Origin of the sequence: Vibrio sp. AIC-3, assembly GCF_013114515.1 — a bacterium.
Classification (GTDB): Bacteria; Pseudomonadota; Gammaproteobacteria; order Enterobacterales; family Vibrionaceae; genus Vibrio; species Vibrio crassostreae_C.
The window spans coordinates 41,889-60,038 of record NZ_VTXG01000013.1 but is presented as its reverse complement, the minus strand read 5'-3'; the positions used below and the strand labels follow the sequence as shown (position 1 = coordinate 60,038).

Genomic DNA, 18,150 nt, shown 5'->3' with positions numbered 1-18,150 from the left:
ACAATGACCCAATTTCAAGGTGAGCTGCCGTTTGGCAGAGTGCGTATCCCCTTTGATGTGCCAGCAGGTTCTCACTGCGTAACCATTACTGGTACGACGGTGAAAAAAGGATTCCTGTACGCAGCGGCATACGATGCCAACCAAGCATTTCGTGGCAAAGTGCTGTTTGAAAAGGCGCACAAGTCACTCTCTATCCAACCGAAAAACTCTGGTTTAGGTGCGATTGATGGTGCGATTCCATCAGGTGAGTGGTTCTTAGAACTTTACAATCTTGAAGGTGAGTTTCGCACCGAGCGTGCGATGCAGTATCAAGTCGATGTACTTTGCTCTGATGAGTCAGTTAATAGCGATGCTGAGTTAGAACTGACTCCAACGGTGACAAGTGATCACGATATCGAGTTTGATTACAGCCATATGTTGAGTTCTGATTCTCGTTGGTATCGTGGTGATTTACACGCTCACACTCAGCTTTCTGATGGTCACAATACCTTGGCAGCGGCTAAAGGGATTGTGGAATCACAAGGCCTCGATTTCTTCTTCTTCACTGAGCACAACATCAGCCAGCCTAAGTTGCCTGTTTCTAACCAGTGTTTGTTTCTACCAGCGTTAGAAGTCACGACCGACCTCGGGCACTTCAATGTTCATGGTCCGGCTAAGTCTTTGGACCTTAGAGACGTTGAACACAGCAGCCAAGCGACCATGGAAGCGGGATTGAGTTTAGCTAAAAGTGGACACAGTTCCCTTGGCATTAATCACCCGATGATGAAGCCGTGGCATTGGCATTACGATCAAGTGGATCTTAGCCAAGTGTCTACGTTTGAAGTGTGTTGTGACCCAACGTGGTCGACCTCGCCAAAAGCGACCGAAGAGGCGTTATTGGTTCTCAATGAAATGTGGAATTGTGGCCAACGCATTACGGCGATTGGCGGCAGTGATTCACACCTTGAACCCCATGAACGCAATCCAAAATCGGATGAACCTTCTATCTACGGTGACCCATCAACTTTCGTTTACAGCCATGGTTTGAGCGGCGAAGGCATCTTGTCTGGTTTGCGTAATGGGCAGGTTTACCTAGAGCGCCGCTGTGGCCTGAAGTTTGACATCAACTTAGGTGATTTGCTGCCGGGCAACGACTCTCAAGGGCAGGCTCTCACTTATCGTATCGCTGTCACTGATTCAGAAAACCTTTACTACGCTGAGTGCGTGGTGGATGGCGAGATTGTTGAACGAATCGCTCTGAATGATGAGCTGCAAAGTATCCATATTGATGAAGGCTACCGTTGGTGCCGAGTGGATATCCGTCGTGGAGAACTCTCTTCGATATTAATTAACAGCACTCAATCTGCATGTGACGAACGTGAGTTTGAAGGCTGCATCAATGCCGTATTCGACGGCAAACAACCAGAATTTAACCAACCCCTAGTGCGTACTTGGGGAGAACTAATGGAGCGAATGAGCCGTGATGAAGTTTAAGGCGATGTTATTTGATAAAGACGGCACATTGATAGAGTTCCACAAGATGTGGCTTAACGTTTCTCGTGGTGCTTGTGAGCGTGTGAAATCTTACAGTGACCAGCATCAGGGTAATCAAACTGTCACACCTGCTGAGTTACTCTTGGCTATCGGCGTGGAAGGTGATGTGGTTGATAACTATGGACTATTAGCCTCAAACCCAGTGGAAGATACCGCAACAGCGTGGTTCAACATGCTGCAACCTAATGTCTCGCTCGCTGAGTTCACTAAGGTGACCAAAGCCGCTTTCAATGACGAAGTGGAAGAGAACCCAAGCTGGATTGAAGCACTACCAGGTGTGGCTGAAAAGCTTGGCCTGTTTAAGCAGCAAGGCATGATTTTAGGCATCGCAACCGCAGACACCAAAGACTCAACCATCTACACACTAGAGCAATCGGGTTTGAGCGAGATGTTTGATTATGTCGGTTACTCAGATGGTGATATCGAACCTAAACCAGCGCCAGCACTGCTCAATGCCTTCTGTGAACAATGCGGTATTGAGCCTCATGAGGTGATCATGTTTGGTGACACGGTTTCGGATATGGAATTTGGCCGCAATGCAGGCGCAAGCAATGTCGGTGTTCTGACGGGGACTGCACAACACAGCGAGTTAGAGCCAGTGGCGGATCTGGTTATCGCATCAGTCGCCCATTTTGAGCTCAACCAACTGCAAGAACGTGGCTAAAACGTCCACGACAGATTGCAAAGATAGTATTTAACGAATTGATTTAAGGACAGGTTATGGCTGAAGTCACACTGAGAGGGGTAGAAAAAACCTACCCAAATGGTTTTAAGGCTGTGCACGGTGTCGATCTGAATATTCGCGAAGGTGAGTTCATGGTGTTTGTTGGGCCGTCTGGCTGCGCAAAATCTACGACACTTCGCATGATCGCAGGCCTTGAAGATATCTCAGAAGGCGATGTCTACATTGGCGATAAGCGTGTAAACGAATTGCCACCTAAAGATCGTGGTATCTCGATGGTGTTTCAGAACTACGCGCTTTATCCGCACATGTCGGTGTACGAAAACATGGCTTTTGGCCTGAAGCAACAGAAGCTGCCAAAGCATGAAATCAATGAGCGAATTGAAGATGCAGCCAAGACTCTCGATATCGAACACCTGCTAAATAATAAGCCGGGTGAAATGTCGGGTGGTCAAAGGCAGCGTGTGGCGCTTGGCCGTGCGATGGTGCGTAAGCCAGATGTGTTTTTGTTTGACGAGCCCTTGTCTAACTTGGATGCCAAGCTGCGTGTTTCGACTCGTGTCAGCATTGCACAGCTGCACAATAACCTGAAGCAAGAAGGGCAGAACGCCACCATGATCTATGTGACACACGATCAGGTGGAAGCCATGACCCTTGGCGATCGCATCTGTGTGTTGAATCAAGGTGAGATTATGCAAGTCGATACGCCAATGAACCTTTATCAGTACCCAGCAAACAAGTTTGTCGCAGGCTTTATTGGTTCGCCAGCGATGAATCTTCTCAAGGTGAGATTGGATGAGATTGATGGCGTGATGAACGTGGTCTCTGAAAGTGGGACTCGTTGGACACTGCCACAAGACAAGCAGATTATCGCTCGTGAAAAGATGGGTGAGTGGGTATGGTTTGGTGTTCGTCCAGAGCACATTCAACTGGCTAATCACGATGCGCCGCTGGCGGAAGTGAATACTCAAACGCACAGGCTTGATGTGGTTGAGTCGATGGGTAATGAGCTGTATCTCTACTTTAAACTCGGTGCAGATAAGCTGGTGGCTCGCGTGCCTTTTGATGCGGATCGCACGGCAAACAGTGGTGAAGAAACGGTGCTGCATTTCAACACCAGCCAATGTCACCTGTTCGATTTAGAAACCGAAGAGACGCTCGACCCTAAGAGCTGACTCTATTGCTCCTACGAGTTATTCTGTAAAAAGAAATCCCCATTCGTTGACTAGACGAATGGGGATTTTAGTTACTAGGGGGTAGTAATTTTATCTTTTAACTTGTTTCAGGTTTTAAATAGCCACCATAGTCGCGGCTTTCTTCATTGCTTCCTTGGTTGAACACTCAATTACGTTCGCGTTAGCAAAGCGGTGAGCGTCTTTCACTTGAATATCGTGAGCCAAGATAACCAGTCTTGCGTTCGCTACATCTAGGTCAGTGATGCGGTTCTGAATACCGTTTTGACCTTGAGTTTCTACCTTAATCTTAAGGCCTGCGGCTAAGCCTGCTTTCTCTAGTGCTTTTGCAGCCATGAAGGTGTGTGCAACACCAGAAGGGCAACATGTTACTGCTACGATGTCGTACTCGCCTTCGCCTGCTACAGGCGCCACTTGAGCCTGTACTGGCGCTTCAACCATGTCTTCTTCTGTTTCTACCGCTACCGGTTTCCAGAAGCCTACGATAACGGCTGTGGTTAGCGAACCAAGCGCAATACCGACGACGTACATTGGAATGTTGCTTGATACTGGCGCAGTGATTAGGCCGCCCCACGGTGCGTGCAGAAGAACGTCTGTCATGAAGCCGAATACACAGCCCACGATACCACCGGCTACGATTGAAGGAAGAACGCGCATTGGGTCATTCGCTGCGAACGGGATAGCACCTTCAGAGATACCGATAGAACCCATGATTGCTGCTGCTTTACCTGCTTCTTGCTCTTGCTTAGAGAACTTGTTTTTGAATAGGAAAGTCGCCAGAGCCATACCTAGAGGTGGAGTACAAATCGCGATGCCTACACCGCCCATTAGCCAAGGTTGCGTGTCTACTTGAGTTTGAGCAAATAGGGTCGCGACTTTGTTGATAGGGCCGCCCATATCAAACGCTGTCATACCGCCAAGGATTGTGCCCAGAACCATCTTAGATGCGCCAGCCATTGAAGCTAGGAACTCGTTCATTGAAGACATGAACAGTTTGATTGGCTCACCGATGCCCCACAGTACGATACCTGCAGAGATTAACGTACCTAGAAGCGGGTAGATGAAGTACGCACCTAGAGCCGTCATGTTCGCAGAAAGTGGGATCTTCTTAAGTTGGAACACCACGCCACCGGCGATAAAGCCTGCCACGATACAGCCAAGGAAGCCGCCGCCCATGTCAGCCATGATGCCAGAAGAGATCATCGCAGGTGCTAGTGCTGGTTTATCTGCAATTGAGTAACCAATAAAGCCGCCAAGAATGATTGGGAAAAGAACAAGGCCTTTGATACCGATATTAGAGATGTCTGCCAACAAGCCGTCGGCTGGAACCGCACCTTTGCCTGATGCCATGACCGCTAACGCCAACAGAACACCACCGGCTACGATGAAAGGTAGCATGTGTGAGGTTCCGAAAAGCAGGTGGCCTTTCATGGTACTAAGGATTTTTTTAAAGTCGCTACTACTGTTTTTATTATTAGTATTCGTAGCTTGAGTTGTTAGGGTGCTCATAATTGTCTACGCCTTATGAATTAATTAAAATATTAAGGATTTGATGTTCGTCTTTTGCGTTATGGATATCTTGAATAAATTCATCGCTGAATTTTCCAAATAGTTCTTGTAGTACATAAATATGATGGTCTGCACCGTTATCGGGTGAGGCAATCATAAAAAATACGGTTGGGTTAATGCCGTCTTCATCGCCATACTCGATACCTTGACGCTTAACACCGACAGCAATGGCAGACTCAGTTACAGCCTTGCTTTTTGAGTGTGGGTAAGCGATGCCGTCCATTGAGGTGATGCTTTGAGATTCACGAATTTCAATGTCTGCCAAGAAGGCTTCTTTACTGCTGATTCGGTTGTTCTCAAATAACATGCTTGCCAATTCTTCAAACAGTTCTTTTTTATTATTCGCTTTAAGGTTGTTATTAATTAAGTTGACGTTAGTTAGCTGTGTGATCATTTATTAACTCATTCACTATTGAAGTTCTTGAATTAAAATTAATGGATTAACCCGATTCGCGAAATAGCAAATAAAAGCCCTTCACTGTACATTTGTACCAAGCAAAATTAAGTGTGATTTGCATCATTCATCCAGTGTGAGATGGGTCATATTTGATGGTGTTTTTGATTATGTTTTTGACACGCCGAGCGGCCTCATCAGAAACAAAAATGCCCCGCATGAGCAGGGCAGTAAGACTTTGTACTGAGTTCTAAGGGAGCTAGCTGTAAGCACGCGCTACTCGGCCAACGCAGTCCAGTTTGTAGCTCTCAGCATAAGCAGGAATGAATACCGATTGGCCTTTCTCTATCACGCAGGTTTCGCCGCACTGGTGAGTAAGCACCATAGATTCGTCGAGAGGTAGTAGGATCTCGGCACCTTCGGTAGTGATCCGTCGCTGATGTGAGTTTTGCACGATAGAGAACTTAAAATCCTCGACTGGAATTTGGTATTCCATCACATCACCTTGCTCTATCGGGCTGAGCAGTAACCTATCCGCAGGCTTTTCCTTAAATCGAGTACAAGAAACCAGTTCATTCACGTCCATGTATTTAGGCGTTAACCCAGCGCGCAATACATTGTCTGAGTTCGCCATGATCTCTAAGCCCGTGCCTTTGATGTAAGCGTGGGGCGTCTCGGCATCCAGATACATGGCTTGCCCCGGCTTTAGCGTGATAACGTTCAATAGCAGCGGAGCAAACAGGCCGACATCCCCCGGATACTGTTGTTCCAACTCTGAAATCAACTGGAACACAGGGGCATCTGAAAGTTTCGCCTTCATCAACAACATGGTCAGCGCCATGCCTTTTTGTTCACCTTGCAAAGACAATAAACTCGCGAAGAAGCTCGCTAATCCATTAGGCGTTTGATCGCCCGCGAGGTCGTTAACCATCGAGTGCAGCTCAGGAATATCGAGGTAATGGAAGTGCTCAAGGATCTCGCTGATCGACCTAAAGCCATTCATCGCCGTGTAGTCCGTTAGGGCATACACCAGTTCTGGCTTATGATTAGGATCCTTGTAGTTACGATTGCCAGCTGTCATTGGAATGCCTTGCTGCTCTTCAAGAGCATAGCCAGATTCCGCTTGCTGTTTGTTTGGGTGAACTTGAACCGAGAGCGCTTTCTCTGCTGCTAACACCTTGAATAGATATGGTAGTTCACCAAATCGACTTGCTATTTTCTCACTTAGAAACAGGTTTAGGTTCTTCGAAATAAGGTTCGACAACGTGGTTTGCTGACCATTGTCAGTGACCATCGAACAACCATTAGGGTGAGCACCCATCCAGATCTCCGCTTGCGGCTCACCAGACTGGTTATCAATACCAAACAGTTGGCTGAACGAAGAAGGGCTACCCCATGCGTAGTTTTGAATTACGTTGGTCATAGGGTAGAAAAAGCGTTGTACGAACGAGTCGTTCGCTAAAGAAAAATCAGACATCGAAATCACCATGAAGGGAAACATGGCTTGAGCTCTATTCGTTCCTAAAAAGGACAGTAGAGGGGCTCAAGCCATTGGAGTTGAAATGGCTTAAGCCGCTGCTGCTGTTAGCTTGGCTTTGCGTAGATTTTTAAGCGCGATACAAGTAACCGCAGTCACGCCCGCACCAGATGCCATGCACAGCAGTGCCAGCATTGGGTAGTTCATTGCGCCGAGCAGAGCCACAACAGGACCACCGTGAGCCACGCTGTTGGTGATGCCAAATGAGAACGCCATTACCGCAGCAGTCATTGAGCCAAGCACGTTGGCAGGGATAACTGACATTGGATCTTGAGCCGCGAAAGGAATCGCACCTTCAGAGATACCCACTAAGCCCATCGCGCCTGCTGCTTTGCCTGCTTCGATTTCAGAAGATTCGAATAGGTCGAACTTACGGCCAAGTCTGGTTGCGATAGCCATACCCAGTGGAGCCACAGGAATTGCACACGCCATCGCGCCCATGAATTGAGTTTGACCGCTGGCGATCATGCCGACTGAGAATAGGAACGCCACCTTGTTGAACGGGCCACCCATATCGAAACCAGCCATGCCACCCAATACGATGCCAAGCAGAACCACGTTACCTGTACTCATGCTGGTTAGCAGTGCTGTAAGCGCATCCATCAGCCCTGCGATAGGTGCGCCGATAACAAAAATGAACAGGCCTGCGATGAATAGAGAACCAGTGATCGGAGCGATCATGATAGGCACAAGCGGTTGAACGAATTTGTGGTAGTTAAACGAAGTAATCCATTTAACGAAGTAACCCACCAATAGACCTGCGATGATTGCGCCAATGAAGCCTGTGCCTGCGTCAGCGCCATAGAAAGAGCCGTTGTTGGCAATCCAACCGCCAATTAAGCCAGGGGTCAGAGCAGGGCGGTCAGCAATCGCGTAAGCAATGTAGCCGGCTAAGATTGGGATCATCAATGTGAAGGCAACCACACCCACTTCTAGGATTTGGTTCCACATGCTGCCAGCAGGAATTGCCATGCCAGATTCACTCGGCTCACCGCCAATGGCTAGTGCTAGGGCAATCAAAAGACCGCCTGTCACCACGAATGGGATCATGTGAGATACGCCATTCATCAAGTAACGATAAAGGTCTGAACGCGCTTGCGAGGCTTTCTCTGCAACAGATTGGTTGGTCGGCGCTTGTTCAGCTTGGTAGCTAGGTGCATTGAGCGCTTGTTTGATCAAACCTTGCGCGTCTTTGATTGGTGCTTTTACGTTGGTGCTGATAACGCGTTTTCCGGCAAAGCGAGCCATGTCGACCTGTTTGTCACAAGCCACCACTATTGCGTCTGCGCGTTCGATCTCTTCTTGAGTTGGACTGTTTTTAACGCCGATAGAACCGTTGGTTTCGACCTTAATGTCGTATCCAAGAGTCGCCGCGCCTTTCTCTAGCGCTTCAGCTGCCAAATAGGTGTGTGCCACGCCAGCTGGGCAGCCTGTCACGCCAATGATGAAGCCATGTTTCTCAACGTTGGTTTCAGTTTCTGAAGGCTCAGGTTTGCTAAGCAGTAGTTCTAATGCTTCTTGTTCAGATTGAGCATTCATGAAGCTTTCGATAAAGCCTTCTTCAATCAGTTTTGAAGAAAGTTCTGCCAGTACTTCGATGTGGTGATTATCGCCGCCATCAGGAGAGGCAATCATGAAGAACAGTTTTGATGGCTGGCCGTCATCGGCGCCGTACTCGATACCCTGTTGATGGACACCGATAACAACCGCGGGTTTGATGACCGCAGCGCTTTTCGCGTGTGGCAGAGCAATACCTTCTTCAAATCCGGTATTACCTTGTTCTTCACGAGCTTTAATGTCGGTAAGGAACTGTGCTTTGTCTGAAATTCGACCTTGTGCGTACAGCACCTCGATCAGCTCTTTAAATACGTCTTCTTTTGAATTAGCGCTAAGCGAAAGCTTAATCAAATTTTGGTTGATCAATGTCGTGATCATAATGAACCCCTACTCTGTTTTTATTTTGTTAGGGGTATTCTGGAATCTACGGCTTGCCTTCTGTAGTGAAGAAAAAATGCATTTACTGGATGATTGTTGCGTTATAAGTGGAGTGTGATTTTGATCGGTCTAACGGGCGTTTTTAGCCCTGTGTTGACAAGATTTGTCATGCTCTTAAGCTTTTATTTATAAGGGCTACAGCGTGTTTTGTTATCTGGGAAATTACGTGCCTAATCGATTTCTCCACTGGAGATTTATTTCTAAGACTGGATTTTTGTAACCTAGCTCTCAAATTGTGATTTTGCTCAATAGCGCTATGTTTCAGTTACAGGTATATCTATTCCGGTAGCCTTATTGCTGCTTATAAGAGTTCGAATAATGATATTTCATGACTTAATCTCGTCGGTATTAAACGAGCGAGAACCGTTTCACAACATCTGGTTTGCTGGAGATTTTCATACACCTTCAGCGTGCAGTTATCAGGTGAACTTTCCGCGCTTAGAGCTGGTGCTAGACGGAGAGTATATTAATGAAATGGAGAGTCATGATCGTAAGATCACTAACGTTATTGCCAAAGCCGGAGACGCGATTTTCATCCCACCTAACTGCTGGAATAAACCTAACTGGGATACTGACTGCTCGGTGCTGAGTATGTTGTTTGGGCGTCGTCAGCTTGGTTTAAGCTTGGTGAGCAAGCGCAAAGGGGAAGAGAGCTTCTACGATATCCAAAAGCATAGTATTCAGACTCGCTCTGGCTTTGCGATTGATAATATTTTGGAGGCGCTCAGCTCGTTAGCGCGCGAGAGCAACAAGCAGCCGATGGATGAATTATTGCTGCAAGCGTTGCTTCAATACAGCAAGACGATGCTGGATGCGCCTGTCGAGAAGTCTCACAGCCGCGTACAGGATGTGTATCAAGGGATCTGTATCTATATCCAAGAGAATTTCCACCGCCAGATCACGCGAGACAGCATCGCTTTGCGCTTTAGTATTTCATCCAACCATTTGTCGCGAATGTTTCGTCAACAAGGCCACATGACGCTGGCTGAATACATTACACGTGTGCGAATCGACCGCGCTAAGTTCATGCTCAAAAAGTACAACTTCAAGCTCAATGAAGTAGCATTGCGTTGCGGCTTTAAGGATGTGAACTACTTCTGTCGAGTGTTTAAGAATCGCACAGGAAGAACGCCGACTGAATATCGAGGATCCATCTAGAACTAACGAGCTGGTAATCAAATCAGACGTGAAGAGATATACATCAGAAGAGCTTGTAGGTCGACACTGCTTCGAGTCTTTTGCAGACGCTCATTGACCTGATCGTGAAGCAGGTTTCGAGTTAGGTTGGTCGCCGCGACAATGTGCTCACGCTGTGGCTTGGTTGGCAGAACAAGAGCAATGGCCACATGCACTTCGCCGATACGTGATGCCCAGTCAATTGGGTCGTCACTGACGATAACCGCAATCGAGAGATCTTGAGTCGATTCAAACATTACATGCGGCAGTGCGATACCCGGTGACACGCAGGTTGAAGAGCGTTCTTCTCGCTTAATAAATGCCAGAATCAGTTCATCTGGATCCTCTGGGTAAACAAGGTGAGCGAGCCCTTTTAAGCACTCAAATTTGGTTAGTTGGGTTTGCGCCTTAGCGTGGTGCCATTTGATGTCACAAGGCGGGCATATCTGTGGCATTCGCTGGATTAAATCGCTAGAGAACTCATGGTTCACTTGCGAACCAACCATGTCGTAATGCTCTGCAATGACATCTTTGAGAACGAAGCAGGCAAGCTCCGCATCAATACCAACCGCGGTTATCTGACACAAATCACCACGAAGTAAACCTACTTGCAGCATCGCGACGGATTTGGAGAGATCAGCGGTTCGATTTTGAGTGATGTTGATAATGCGGATGTTGCTTTTGAACTTCTTCGCTAAGCGAGTCAGCGGCTGTGCGACATGTGAGTTCGCGGCAGGATCGTTAACGAAGAAGGTGATCTGGTATTCGTTCATCAAAAGCTTAAGTTCGACAATGCTTAATAAAAACTTTATCGACACTCAACAACACCTCTTCCATTGGAACAAATACGGTTTTAGCTGGGTCAAATCGGCTTAGTTGTCCGATGTCGATATCAGAGACGATCAACACCTTGTCTGCGAGGGTAATATCTTGGGCTGTCAGTAAGTTTTCAATACCCATAGCGCCTTGCGTCTCAACCTTGATTGAAACGTTGAACTTAGGGGCTGTTTTATTTAGAGCATCAGCTGCCATATAGGTGTGCGCAATGCCTGTAGGGCACGCAGTTACCGCTACAATTCTCATTATTATTCTCGGCTTAATCTCGTCCCTGTTACGTTACAAAAGCTACCTTTCAGAAGCTACCTTGGAAAAGCTATCTTGCATGGAAAATCCAGTATAGAAAGCTCGCATGGCGGAGGGACGATATTGTTATGGGTTCTGTGGATTTTATGGATTGGCGTTTTTTATTCCAAGGTGAAAGTCACACTCTGAGTTCTTGGTTACAATAATCCAGTTAATGCACCTTTCGTCCTATATATTGAGTGCCTTCACACCGTTAATCTTTTCATCTTATTAACCTTATTCCTAGGTTAACAGACACTAATTACTTCAGTCTGAATGCAGGCGAGGCAGAGCAACATATGGATATCACCAATATTATCGAGCCCGAGATTATCTGCTTGGAACTACAAGCAGACTCAAAACAGGCGGTATTTGAAGAGCTTGTTGAACTGCTCGACCGTGCCGGTAAGCTCTCCAATAAACGTGAATTCCTTGATGATATCTGGAAACGTGAAGCCATCGGTAATACAGGCTTTGACGATGGCATTGCGATTCCACACGCGAAAAGCACTGCCGTAGCTAAACCTGCTGTCGCAGTAGGCATTAGCCGAACGGGCATTGATTATGGTGCTGATGGCGGTGAACTCTCCGATGTGTTCTTTATGCTCGCTTCACCAGACAACAACGACGACCATCATATCGAGGTACTGGCTCAGATCTCGACCAAACTGATCGAAGATGGCTTTGTTACAAAATTAAAGGCAGTCGAGTCGGTCGAAGAGGCTCAAGAGCTGTTTCTCGAAGCCAATTCAGATTCCTTCGACAGCTACGCTTCTAGCCATCATGAAGTGTATGTCGAGCCGCTCAGTCCTTGGGCACAATCTCTCAATAGACTCAAAGAACACCTGTTATATGGCACTTCGCACATGATCCCATTCGTGGTTGCGGGCGGTGTGTTGTTGTCTTTGTCGGTGATGATGTCGGGTCATGGTGCAGTACCTGAAAGCGGTGTGTTAGCAGATATCGCACAGATGGGCATCGCGGGGTTAACCCTGTTTACAGCGGTGCTCGGTGGTTACATCGCGTATTCAATGGCCGACAAACCGGGTTTAGCGCCCGGTATGATTGGTTCTTGGGTTGCGGTGAATCAATACAATACCGGCTTTCTCGGTGCAATTGTGGTCGGTTTCTTCGCTGGTTTTGTGGTGAATCTACTTAAGAAGATCAAACTGCCAGACAGCATGATCTCGCTGAGCTCTATCTTCATCTATCCATTAGTCGGCACCTTCGTGACCTGTGGTGCGGTGATGTGGGTGATTGGCTCTCCGATAGCTCAAGTAATGCTTGAGATGAACCAAATGCTCACGGGCATGGCAGGCTCCGGAAAAATGGTATTGGGCAGTATTTTAGGTGCAATGACGGCCTTTGATATGGGCGGCCCGATCAATAAAGTAGCAACGCTGTTTGCCCAAACTCAGGTAAATACCCAACCTTGGTTGATGGGTGGCGTTGGCATTGCGATTTGTACGCCACCACTCGGTATGGCTCTGGCGACTTTTATATCGCCGAAGAAGTTTAAACGCGACGAACGCGAAGCGGGCAAAGCCGCAGGGATCATGGGAATGATCGGCATCAGTGAAGGTGCGATCCCATTTGCTGCTGCCGACCCTGCGCGAGTGCTGCCTGCTGTGGTTGCTGGTGGCATTGTCGGTAATGTGGTTGGTTTTATGTTCCATGTGGTAAACCATGCACCATGGGGGGGTTGGATTGTTCTGCCTGTGGTTGATGGCAAGATTGGCTATATCGTTGGCACACTAGCGGGGGCTCTAACGACAGCCCTGATCGTGATTCTTCTGAAGAAGAACGTGGTCGAAGGTGAAGTGAATTCTAATCAGTTCACCTGTGGTTCGGTAACGGAAGAAGGGCAAGCAGATGTATTGGCGATCACTTCTTGTCCATCTGGTGTTGCCCACACTTTCTTAGCGGCGAAGTCTTTAGAAAAGGCGGCGCATCATCTTGGGGTTCGGATTAAAGTCGAAACCCAAGGTGCCAACGGAATAGGTAATCGCATTACCCAGAAAGACATTGAAAGGGCGAGGTTGGTGATCTTTGCTCACGATGTGGCGATTAAAGAAGTTGAACGCTTTGCGAACGTGAAAACCTTGGATGTCAGTACTAAGGAAGCAATGCTTAATGCTCAGGCGTTGATCATGAGAAAGGTGTAACTCTTTAAACCGCAAAGTTTATCATCTATAAAGTTAACTAGATCAAAACTAAAAAGACTCCGCTCAGACCTGTTAAGGCGAAAGTGGAGTCTTTTTGTGTTGTGCCCAATCAGTCAGGTCAAACGCTAAAAAGGGTGGTACTTAAATACGTCTTCAACCATTGAGTTGAGTAAATCGATATCGTCACAGGTTTTGGCGTAGGTACGCAGGCCTGCGATTTGAACCTGAACATGACGAGCAAGCTGAGTCGGTTCACGCTCTTTGCTTATCTCACCCAATTCTTGTGATTCTGCGATCAGCTTAGCGAACTCACCTTCCATGATTTTGAGTGATTTCTTTGCTTCTTCTAATAATTCGGCGTGTTCATCAGTCAGTTCTGCTACCGTTTTTGCCAGCATACACATGCCATTTGGCGAACTTTGTTTTGATTCGACCACAGCACGTTTGACGAAGCTTTCGAGCGCTTTGATTGGAGAGTCTGTTTCACTGCGGAAGCGGTTCAGATTCAGGATGCCAAGTTCGGTATAGCGAGCAAGCGTCTCTTTAAACAAACCTTCTTTGCTGCCGAACGTCGCGTAGATGCTGCCCGGACGCATATCAATCACGTCTTGCAGGTTGCGCATAGAAGTCGCATGAAAGCCCTTTTCCCAATACAGGTTCGTTGCTTTATCTACTACGTCTTGTCTATCGAACTTAGCGGTCTTAGCCATAACATCTACTTCATTAATCTGAACATATGTTCAATATTTTATGCTGAACGCCCGTTCTAGTAAAGGTGTGTTTAGCTGCTTTGCGCAGGCTTAGAACATCAAAGAGTTAATAAAACATCCAGATCATCAGGAAATAATCTTAATCATCAATAACTTCTACGGTCTTGTGCTGAGCGCCGTAGTAGGTGCCTTCATCGATGGTGTACATCAATGTTGCTTCGCACTCTGGACAATCGAATTCCTCATTGGGTTCAATAGCCGCTTCTTCTACCCATTCCCAACCGATATGTTCTTCGCAAGCGGGACAATCCATACAATATATCTCAGTTGTTGTCGCATATTTATTGCGAATCTCTACTTTGATAATTCGGCATTATACATATTTAGTTAACGAGGAATAGACAGTTAATCAGCGCAGAATAGGGAGTTGATTAGTTGTGAATCAATCGCTGGTGAGCGTTGAATCTATAGTTAGTTCTGAATATATCGTTTTCTCTGAGCACATAATTGGTGCAGGCCTACCCCTTTTGGGTAGTTAAAGTGTGTCAGATTTCAGTCGCTTACGTCAATAAAATGTTGTCGCATGTGTTTTGGGTATCGTTAGGTCGCTTAGCTAACAGTTTTATCGGTAAATCAATGAATTTTGTAAGGTTAAATGTTACCTTCATCGCATCGCGATCTGTGTGGTACGGTAATTGATGCACATTGATCAAGTTGAATAATTATACAGTCACAATTGAGGCGCATCTTATTAAGGGTGTGCGAGTTAGATGACTGAAAAGATTTGTTAGCTGCTAGGGAAATGATAATGAAATTAACCGATATGTCTTTTAAGCAAAAAATCATCGCTTTGCTTATTTTACCGATCTTGGGATTTCTATGGCTTAGCGTTTCTGCGATTTCAAAAGGCGTAGAAACCACCAGTGAATTGTCTTCATTAAACCAACTTACCCGTTTGTCGGTTGTGTACAGTGAACTTGTGCATGAGTTACAAAAAGAGCGTGGAATGACGGCTGGGTTTATCGGCTCACAGGGCACTAAGTTTGTCAGTGAACTACGTGCACAAAGAGCCAGTGCAGATAATAGACGTAATCTGAAAACCGAATACTGGCAATCTGCTGAAATCGATTTACCGCAGATCACTCGGCTGAACACTGAAATAAGCCAAAGCCTAAATCAAATTACTTCTATTCGAAATCGAGTGGATTCTCAATCGATTCCTCTGTCTGAAGCTTTGGGTTACTACACCAAACTGAATGCAAAGCTGCTGAGCGTATCGGCGTTAATTGCTGAGCTTAGCTCTGATGCTGCCATCACCACTGAAACCATCGCTTACTACAACTTTTTACAAGGTAAAGAGCGAGCGGGTATCGAGCGTGCTGTCCTAAATAATACCTTCTCTAAAAATGAATTTGGCCCAGGCATGTTGGTTAAATTCATCTCTTTGGTGACTGAGCAAAATACCTATTTCTCAAACTTTGAGGTATTGAGTAACCCAGCTAACGTTCGTTTCTTTGAACAGCAATTGAATGATCGTTCGGTGGCAGAAGTAGAAAAGCTTCGTGGTTTGGCTGAATCTAAGATGAGCGGTTTTGATGTTGATCCTGTGTACTGGTTCTCGCAATCTACCGCTCGTATTGTTCAGCTAAAGAAAACAGAAAACCGCCTAGCAGAGTCGCTTATCGCACTGACAGAGAAAAAAATGTCAGAGGCGCAGTCTGCGATGATGATGAGTATTGGTCTGTTTGCTTTGATAACCTTGTTCGCGACCTTCGTGAGCTATAAGGCGATCAGCGACCTGACGATGAGAGTAAAAGATCTTACAGTGATGTTGTCTAAGGTTCGTAATGACAACGACTTAACAGTTCGCGCTAAGTTCGTTGGCAACAGCGAGCTTGGACAGATCTCTTCGGCACTCAACGAAACGCTAGAGAAGTTTTCAAACGTTATCGACAACCTGTCTCAGTCGAGTCTGACCTTAGCTTCAGCCGCTGAAGAAACCTCACAAACCTGTCACTACAATTCGAACACGCTAGTGCAACAACAAGACCAAATTGGCTTGGTTGCGACGGCGACAGAAGAGTTATCAGCAACGGTAAATGAGGTGGCGGCTAAAACTCAGCAGACAGCAAGTTCCGCTAAACTGGTCGATGAGCAGTCTCAAGAAGGTTTGAGTACGGTTCAAAACTCTTACCACTCTATCGAAAAACTGGCATCTGAAATTAATGATCTAGCGGAAAAGATCACGCACTTACACGAGAGCAGTAATAACATCAACAGTGTGATTGATGTGATTAAGTCCGTCGCTGAACAGACTAACTTGTTAGCATTGAACGCGGCAATTGAAGCGGCAAGAGCGGGTGAGCAAGGTCGTGGATTTGCGGTAGTGGCTGATGAAGTTCGCACGTTAGCACAGCGTACTCAGCAGTCGACAGCTGAAATTGAAGGTTTCATCAGCTCGTTACAGTCTGATGTGCAAACCGCGTTTAATGTGATTGATAACAGTCAGAAGATGTCGTCTAAAGCGGTTGAGGATTCAAAAGAGGTGGAACACACCTTACAAGGTATCTCAGCATCGGTGAGCGAGATCTTTAGCATGACTGAGCAGATCGCAACCGCTACCGAAGAGCAAGCGGTAGTGACTCAAGATATTGCTCAAAACGTCATGGCAGTAGAGCAGAAGTCGACAGAATCTACGACAGGTGCAACGCAAATAGCTGCAACAGCCAAAGAACAAGCTCAGTTAGCAGCTTCATTGAAAGATATTGCGAGTACGTTTAAGAGCTAACTAGCAAGCACTCCAATAAGAAGTAAAATGCCCGTTAGTCTCTACTTTTAATAGCAGGACTAACGGGCTATTTGTATCTGCTGTCTTCTAAATGGCAACAGATAGTCCATTCAATGGGGATCTACCCCATAAACCAAGACACGAAAATCAACGCACCAAAACCAAATGTCGCCATTAATGCCGTGTCGCCACCGGCTGCTGTGTAGCTGCCTTCGGTTTGTAGGTGAGGGAAGTCAGGTCTGCGAACCTTAACTACCATTGCGAGTGGGCCCCAGATAGCTAGGAACACCAGCACCATACCTGCATAGTCCAGCATGCTTACAAACTGGCTAGCGAACAGCTCAGCTAATACCAAAGGTAAGATGAAGGTTAGCGCATAAGCCAACGCTTTGTTGTTGGTCACCGCATCTTTGTTTTGGTCGTAAAGCGCCATCGACACGCCGAGGAAAGAAGTCACCAAGGCCAGAGCAGAGAACAGAGCGATCACCACTTTCAACCAAGCAGATTGGCCGCTGAACGCAGAGATCAACTCAGAGATATTGTGGAACTGGCTGATCGCGTCTGTGCCGAGGTTGCCGATAATCGCGAATAACCAAGTCAGGTAGCAAATTAATGGAATCACTGAGCCAAGCAGAATCATATTGCGGATCTGCTTTTGAGTCGCTTCACGGTTGTAGATCACCAGTGATGGGATCACCACCATAGAGGCAAAGCTGGTAAAGATAACCGCGCTGTATTGCACCACATCATTGGCTGTGTATTGGCTGGTTTGAGTAAGGTAATCAAGGCGAATGTTGCTAAACAACGACGCGATAACAATAAACAGCATCACCACCATCATGATGAATAAGCCACGATTAAGTTTGTCTATGTAAGACTTGCCCGCCACTACAATTACACCCGTTAATAGGCTAAAAGCTGTGTAAGCTGCAGAGGTCGATACATCAATACCAACATCGAGCAGTAGCTTGTGGATGATGTCACCGACACCCAAGATATAAGCGATGAGCATGCACACCAACAGTAGGTAAAAAAGTGCATTGATAAAGTGTTTACCTTTGCTGCCCAGAGTGAGGTAAGCAACACTGCTCATGCCACTGTTGTCTTTGGTTTTAGTACACGCTTCTGCCAGTAGGAGTGCAGAGTAAGTGGTGCCGATAAAGATAAGTAGCATCAGCACTGAGCTGATCATGAAGCCAAATTGAGCCAACACCATGGGAATAGCAAGCATGCCAGCCCCTAATGCAGTTCCTGACAGAATCAAAGAACTGCCGAATAATTTCATA

Annotated in this window: 15 protein-coding genes; 6 read left to right on the top strand and 9 right to left on the bottom strand. The window is 46.6% G+C overall.

Features of this window, described 5'->3' with window-relative positions; genetic code table 11:
* Positions 1–3 precede the first annotated feature (3 nt).
* The 3 genes from F0229_RS11265 to F0229_RS11255 are packed head-to-tail and all read left to right on the top strand — an operon-like array spanning position 4 to position 3,390.
* Positions 4–1,473, top strand: a complete 1,470-nt coding sequence (locus F0229_RS11265) for a CehA/McbA family metallohydrolase (RefSeq protein WP_171732870.1) — start codon at positions 4–6, stop codon at positions 1,471–1,473.
* On the top strand, positions 1,463–2,197 hold the full coding sequence (locus F0229_RS11260) for an HAD family hydrolase (protein ID WP_017064949.1): 735 nt from the start codon (positions 1,463–1,465) through the stop codon (positions 2,195–2,197). The genes F0229_RS11265 and F0229_RS11260 overlap by 11 nt, the downstream gene beginning before the upstream one ends.
* A gap of 56 nt (positions 2,198–2,253) precedes the next feature.
* The gene (locus tag F0229_RS11255; protein ID WP_017064948.1) at positions 2,254–3,390 is read left to right on the top strand and encodes an ABC transporter ATP-binding protein; all 1,137 of its coding nucleotides are present in this window, start codon (positions 2,254–2,256) and stop codon (positions 3,388–3,390) included.
* A 114-nt stretch (positions 3,391–3,504) separates the two neighbouring features.
* Here the strand turns inward: F0229_RS11255 and F0229_RS11250 are convergent, their stop codons facing one another.
* From F0229_RS11250 to F0229_RS11235, 4 genes are all read right to left on the bottom strand, one after another.
* Complete coding sequence (locus tag F0229_RS11250; protein ID WP_171732869.1) at positions 3,505–4,917, bottom strand: fructose-specific PTS transporter subunit EIIC; 1,413 nt, start codon at positions 4,915–4,917, stop codon at positions 3,505–3,507.
* A 13-nt stretch (positions 4,918–4,930) separates the two neighbouring features.
* Positions 4,931–5,371, bottom strand: a complete 441-nt coding sequence (locus F0229_RS11245) for a PTS sugar transporter subunit IIA (RefSeq protein ID WP_171732868.1) — start codon at positions 5,369–5,371, stop codon at positions 4,931–4,933.
* A gap of 259 nt (positions 5,372–5,630) precedes the next feature.
* Entirely contained in the window at positions 5,631–6,848 is a 1,218-nt protein-coding gene (gene manA / locus F0229_RS11240) for a mannose-6-phosphate isomerase, class I (RefSeq protein ID WP_171732867.1), read from the bottom strand.
* Between the two features lie 90 nt (positions 6,849–6,938).
* Positions 6,939–8,843, bottom strand: a complete 1,905-nt coding sequence (locus tag F0229_RS11235) for a fructose-specific PTS transporter subunit EIIC (protein WP_171732866.1) — start codon at positions 8,841–8,843, stop codon at positions 6,939–6,941.
* Positions 8,844–9,221: 378 nt separating this feature from the next.
* Between F0229_RS11235 and F0229_RS11230 the strand changes: the two genes are divergently transcribed.
* Positions 9,222–10,061: a helix-turn-helix transcriptional regulator gene (locus F0229_RS11230; protein ID WP_171732865.1), complete on the top strand. Its 840-nt coding sequence runs from the start codon at positions 9,222–9,224 to the stop codon at positions 10,059–10,061.
* Positions 10,062–10,078: 17 nt separating this feature from the next.
* Here F0229_RS11230 and F0229_RS11225 read toward each other — a convergent pair whose 3' ends face one another.
* Positions 10,079–10,852 (bottom strand): PTS sugar transporter subunit IIA, encoded by a 774-nt coding sequence (locus tag F0229_RS11225; RefSeq protein ID WP_017061657.1) that lies wholly within the window; start codon positions 10,850–10,852, stop codon positions 10,079–10,081.
* A 7-nt stretch (positions 10,853–10,859) separates the two neighbouring features.
* The gene (locus tag F0229_RS11220; protein WP_136979973.1) at positions 10,860–11,162 is read right to left on the bottom strand and encodes a PTS fructose transporter subunit IIB; all 303 of its coding nucleotides are present in this window, start codon (positions 11,160–11,162) and stop codon (positions 10,860–10,862) included.
* A 338-nt stretch (positions 11,163–11,500) separates the two neighbouring features.
* Here F0229_RS11220 and F0229_RS11215 point away from each other — a divergent pair, with 338 nt between their 5' ends.
* A complete protein-coding gene (locus tag F0229_RS11215; protein ID WP_171732864.1) occupies positions 11,501–13,366 on the top strand; it encodes a fructose-specific PTS transporter subunit EIIC in 1,866 nt (621 codons plus the stop codon).
* Between the two features lie 125 nt (positions 13,367–13,491).
* On the opposite strand, the gene F0229_RS11210 is transcribed toward F0229_RS11215, so the two are convergent.
* Both F0229_RS11210 and F0229_RS11205 read right to left on the bottom strand, forming a co-directional pair.
* Positions 13,492–14,076: a TetR/AcrR family transcriptional regulator gene (locus F0229_RS11210; RefSeq protein ID WP_017064940.1), complete on the bottom strand. Its 585-nt coding sequence runs from the start codon at positions 14,074–14,076 to the stop codon at positions 13,492–13,494.
* A 139-nt stretch (positions 14,077–14,215) separates the two neighbouring features.
* Positions 14,216–14,389 carry a hypothetical protein gene (locus F0229_RS11205; protein WP_017061661.1) on the bottom strand — a complete coding sequence of 58 codons (174 nt, stop codon included), beginning with the start codon at positions 14,387–14,389 and terminating at the stop codon, positions 14,216–14,218.
* 495 nt (positions 14,390–14,884) lie between these two features.
* On the opposite strand from F0229_RS11205, the gene F0229_RS11200 reads away from it, so the two are divergent.
* Entirely contained in the window at positions 14,885–16,864 is a 1,980-nt protein-coding gene (locus F0229_RS11200; RefSeq protein WP_017064939.1) for a methyl-accepting chemotaxis protein, read from the top strand.
* Positions 16,865–16,985: 121 nt separating this feature from the next.
* Here the strand turns inward: F0229_RS11200 and F0229_RS11195 are convergent, their stop codons facing one another.
* Positions 16,986–18,149, bottom strand: coding sequence for an amino acid permease (locus F0229_RS11195; protein WP_017066045.1), 1,164 nt, complete (start codon positions 18,147–18,149; stop codon positions 16,986–16,988).
* Position 18,150: the final 1 nt, after the last annotated feature.